5 protein-coding genes and 1 pseudogene are annotated in these 4,294 nt (G+C 64.2%); 5 read left to right on the top strand and 1 reads right to left on the bottom strand.

Going from position 1 to position 4,294, the window contains the following annotated elements; all coding sequences use genetic code 11:
- Positions 1–324 (bottom strand): flagellar hook-basal body complex protein (locus WCB02_RS35315; RefSeq protein ID WP_423966013.1); only part of this gene is annotated, 324 nt, incomplete at its 3' end.
- A 398-nt stretch (positions 325–722) separates the two neighbouring features.
- On the opposite strand from WCB02_RS35315, the gene fliL reads away from it, so the two are divergent.
- From fliL to WCB02_RS35290, 5 genes and pseudogenes are all read left to right on the top strand, one after another.
- On the top strand, positions 723–1,211 hold the full coding sequence (fliL, locus tag WCB02_RS35310; protein WP_423966011.1) for a flagellar basal body-associated protein FliL: 489 nt from the start codon (positions 723–725) through the stop codon (positions 1,209–1,211).
- Between the two features lie 21 nt (positions 1,212–1,232).
- The gene (fliM, locus tag WCB02_RS35305) at positions 1,233–2,435 is read left to right on the top strand and encodes a flagellar motor switch protein FliM (RefSeq protein WP_423966009.1); all 1,203 of its coding nucleotides are present in this window, start codon (positions 1,233–1,235) and stop codon (positions 2,433–2,435) included.
- Positions 2,432–2,953 carry a DUF6468 domain-containing protein gene (locus tag WCB02_RS35300; protein ID WP_423966006.1) on the top strand — a complete coding sequence of 174 codons (522 nt, stop codon included), beginning with the start codon at positions 2,432–2,434 and terminating at the stop codon, positions 2,951–2,953. The genes fliM and WCB02_RS35300 overlap by 4 nt, the downstream gene beginning before the upstream one ends.
- Positions 2,950–3,726 (top strand): MotE family protein, encoded by a 777-nt coding sequence (locus tag WCB02_RS35295; protein ID WP_423966004.1) that lies wholly within the window; start codon positions 2,950–2,952, stop codon positions 3,724–3,726. The genes WCB02_RS35300 and WCB02_RS35295 overlap by 4 nt, the downstream gene beginning before the upstream one ends.
- A gap of 154 nt (positions 3,727–3,880) precedes the next feature.
- A pseudogene (locus WCB02_RS35290) lies at positions 3,881–4,294 on the top strand (tetratricopeptide repeat protein); the annotation flags it as partial.

Below are 4,294 nucleotides of genomic sequence, written 5' to 3'. Positions count from 1 at the left end.
GTCGCGGGTATAGCGTTCGCCGCCCGGCGTCTGCACCGCCAGGAAGCCGGAGCCGTCGATCGCCACATCGAGCGGATTGCTGGTCTGCTCGGTGGGACCTTGCGTGAAGTCGCGATAGGTGCCGCGGTCCTGGACGTAGGAGACCCGGCGGTCGCTGCCTGTGAAATTGTCCTCGTGCGCGCCCGAAGTGAGATATTCCTCGAACAGCGACTGGTCGGCCTTGTAGCCATTGGTGTTGGCGTTCGCGATGTTGTTGGAGACGACATCGAGCTGCCGTTCCAACACCGTCTGCCGCGACAGTCCGACGAGAAGCGCATTCTCCATCGGTGGTTCTCCCCTTCTCACAATGTCCGCAGGATCAAGCCCTCCCAGGCTGATCGCGCCGACCGTTTCCGAACCCGCGCGCGCTCTCCCAAACCCGCGCGGTTCGCCTTGCCTCTCAGCGAAAGCCGTGCCAGTCGGGAAATGATCGTGATCCTAACAGCTTGGCGGTTTTGCCGGGCATTTCAGGGTCGGCAGAAAGGTGTTGTTGACCAGGTCTGCCCGGCAACTTTTTCCTACCGGAACCGCAAAAGAAAGCTTCCGTTAACCATTGTTACCTTAGCGTCGAGGGGTAAGAGCGCGTCTGCGCTGGGGGCACATCGTATCGCGTCGTTCACGCCTGCCTGGCGGCATCCGGCTCATTCCAGAAATTTTGCCATCAAGGTTTGGATCGAGCAGTCATGGCCGAGAATGAAGCGGAAGGCGCGGCGGAAGTCATCGCCCCGCCCAAGAACAAGCTCAAGCTGATCATCATGATCGTCGCCGCGCTTGTCATCCTCGGCGGCGGCGCGGCGACCTATTTCCTGTTCTTCCACCGTCACCAGGAGGGTGGGGCGCATGCCGAGGCGCCCCCGGTCAAGCCGCCATCCTTCGTCGAGGTGCCGGACATGCTGGTCAACCTGGTCGGCGCGCCCGGCGATCGCACGCAATATCTGAAGGTCAAGATCGTGCTGGAGGTCAAGGATGAGAAGCAGGTCGAGACGATCAAGCCGTCGCTGCCGCGGGTCAGCGACATCTTCCAGACCTATCTGCGCGAACTGCGGCCGACCGACCTCAACGGCTCGGCGGGGCTGTTCCGGCTGAAGGAGGAGTTGACCCGCCGGGTCAACGCCGCGGTGGCGCCCAGCCAGGTCTCCGCGGTGCTGTTCAAGGAAATCGTGGTTCAGTAGCGACAACGGATCTCAACGAACATGGCGGGCAACGATCCGGTCGACCAGGATGCAATCGCAGCCCAATGGGAGGCTGCGCTCGATTCCGAAGATCCGGCGGAAGCGGCGGAAGCGGCTGCCGCCAATGAACTGACGGAATCGATGGCCCTGCAATGGGCCGCGATGGTGGAAGACGGCTCACGCGACTTCGGCACCGGCAAGAACGGCGGCGAACGTGTGCTGTCGCAGGAGGAAATCGACAATCTGCTCGGCTTCACCGCCGGCGAGGTCAATCTCGACGACCATTCCGGCATTCGCGCCATCATCGATTCGGCGATGGTCTCCTACGAGCGTCTGCCGATGCTCGAAATCGTCTTCGACCGCCTGGTGCGGCTGATGACGACGAGCCTGCGCAATTTCACCAGCGACAACGTCGAAGTTTCGCTCGATCGCATCACCTCGGTGCGCTTCAGCGACTACATGAACTCGATCCCGCTGCCGGCGGTGCTGTGCGTGTTCAAGGCCCAGGAATGGGAGAATTTCGGTCTTGCGACCGTCGATTCCAACCTGATCTATTCGATGATCGACGTGCTGCTCGGCGGCCGCCGCGGCACCAGCGCGCTGCGCATCGAGGGCCGGCCCTACACCACGATCGAGACCAATCTCGTCAAGCGCCTGATCGAAGTCGTGCTGGCGGACGCGGAACAGGCGTTCCGGCCGCTGTCGCCGGTCACGTTCACGATCGACCGGCTGGAGACCAATCCGCGCTTTGCCGCGATCAGCCGCCCGGCCAACGCCGCCATCCTGGTCCGCTTGCGCATCGACATGGAAGATCGCGGCGGCAACATCGAATTGCTGCTGCCCTATGCGACCATCGAACCGATCCGCAACGTCCTGTTGCAGATGTTCATGGGCGAAAAATTCGGCCGTGACGAGATCTGGGAAGGCCATTTCGCCACCGAGGTCGCCCAGGCCGAGATCTCCGTGGATGCCGTGCTGTACGAATCCGAGATCCCGCTCAAGCAATTGATGCTGCTGAAGGTCGGCGACACGCTGCCGCTCGACGTCCGCGCCGACGCGCTGGTCTCGGTACGCTGCGGCAGCGTGACCTTGACCGAGGGGCGGATGGGGCGGGTCGGCGACCGCGTCGCGATCCGCGTCACCAAGCCGTTGCGCAAGCCGAAGACCACGTTCGCGATGTTCGAAAAGGCCGATGAGCAGAACAAGAGGATGGAAGCCCAATGAACCACGCGTTAGGTCTGGTGATCGAAAGCCTGGTGGCGGTCTTGCTGGTGCTGACCATCGCCTACTGCATGGTGCTGAACTCCCGCCTGAAGCGGCTGAAGGCGGACGAGCATTCGCTGAAAGCCGTGATCGCCGAACTAATCACCGCGACCGAGATCGCCGAGCGCGCGATCGGCGGGCTCAAGCTCGCCGTGCGCGACGTCAACGAAAATCTCGGCAACCAGCTCGCTTCGGCGACCGAGATGTCGGACTATCTGAAGCGGCAGCTCGCCGAAGGCGACAATGTGGTCCGCCGGCTGACCAAGATCGCGATCGCGGCGCGGCCGCAGGCTTCCGCTGAAGCCGAGCCGGCCCAATTCGCGCCGCAGGCCAGCGATCTATCACCAGGCCTGGTATCACCGAGCCTCGCAGCGGCGCACCTCACGGGTTCGCCGGAACGGATTTCGGCGGCGAAGGCGGTGGCGGCGGCAGCCCAGGCCTTCTCCGAGCGCAGAAGGGCGGGCGGCCTCGCGGCATGAAAGCGTTCCGTAACATACGCGTTATCCCGGTCGTACTGGTCGCGATCGTCTGCCTGTTGATCCTGAAGATCGCGGGCCTCGTGCTCGATGGCGGCTACGTGTTCGACTACGACCCGCAGTCGACCCAAAAGTCCTGGGCGCAGGACAATCTGAATTTCCCGGGCGGCCCGAGAGCGGAGCCTGCCGACATCACCGGCTCGGTTGATGACAAGAAACAGCCGGCCAAGGACGGGGCGCCGAAACCGGCCGCGCCGGAGAGCAAGCCAGACGGCGTCGTTCTGCATCCCGAGGACAACCAGCAGCCGGTGTCGCCGTCGGAGCGGGCGATCCTCGAGCGGCTGCAGTCGCGGCGCCAGGAGCTCGACACGCGGGCGCGCGAGATCGACATTCGCGAGAGCCTGCTGAAGGCCGCCGAGCAGCGGATCGAGTCGAAGGTCGAGGAGATGAAGGCGGTCGAGGCCCGTTCGGCCGCGGCCAACGACCAGAAGACCGAAGCCGAGAACGCGCGCTTCAAGGGCCTCGTCACCATGTATGAGAGCATGAAGCCCAAGGACGCCGCGAGGGTGTTCGACCGCCTGGAGATGCCGGTGCTGATCGAGATCGCTTCCCAGATCGCGCCGCGCAAGATGTCGGACATTCTCGGCCTGATGGCGCCGGAATCCGCCGAGCGGTTGACGGTCGAGATGGCCCATCGCGCCAGCGGCGACAAGTCCGCGCCGGACGCCGAACTGCCCAAGATCGAGGGCAAGGTGCTGACGCAAAAGTCCGACTGACCGGCGGCATATTTAACAGGACCTTAAACCGCCACTTCTAGATTCACTGCGATGGCGGGCGCGGGCGCTCCGCTCTGCAGGCGGATCGTCGAACCGGAAGACATCTTGGATGGCGCGCAGGCGAGCCATTGGGTTTTGGTTGCAGGTCTGCGCCTTGGCGCGGACGTCGCGGGTTTGCGCGGGCGGATGGTCGAAGCTCGCGATCGGCCTCGTGCTGCTCGGCCTGGCCGCTCCGGCGTTCGGACAGGCTGACCCGGTCAAGGGCGAGGCGACGTTTTCGGCTGCCGGCGGCTACGCGCGCATGGTGTTCAAATTCACCCGCGACGTCGCCTCGGAAGTGACCACCGCGGGCTCGATCGTCGTGATCCGGTTCGAGCAGCCGGTCGATGTTCCCGTCGAGCAATTGTCCGACGCCGTGCCGGACTACGTATCGTCGGTGCGCGCCGATCCCGACGGCATGGCGATCCGGCTGTCGCTGGCGCGGCAGGTGACCATCAACACGATGTCAGCGGGCGAACGGGTGTTCGTCGATTTCCTGCCCGACAGCTGGACCGGTGCGCCGCCGAGC

The sequence above is a fragment of the Bradyrhizobium sp. genome, assembly GCF_049581145.1.
Taxonomy (GTDB): domain Bacteria; phylum Pseudomonadota; class Alphaproteobacteria; order Rhizobiales; family Xanthobacteraceae; genus Bradyrhizobium.
Note: the sequence above shows the minus strand (reverse complement) of the source record. Positions and strands in the feature narration are given on the sequence as shown.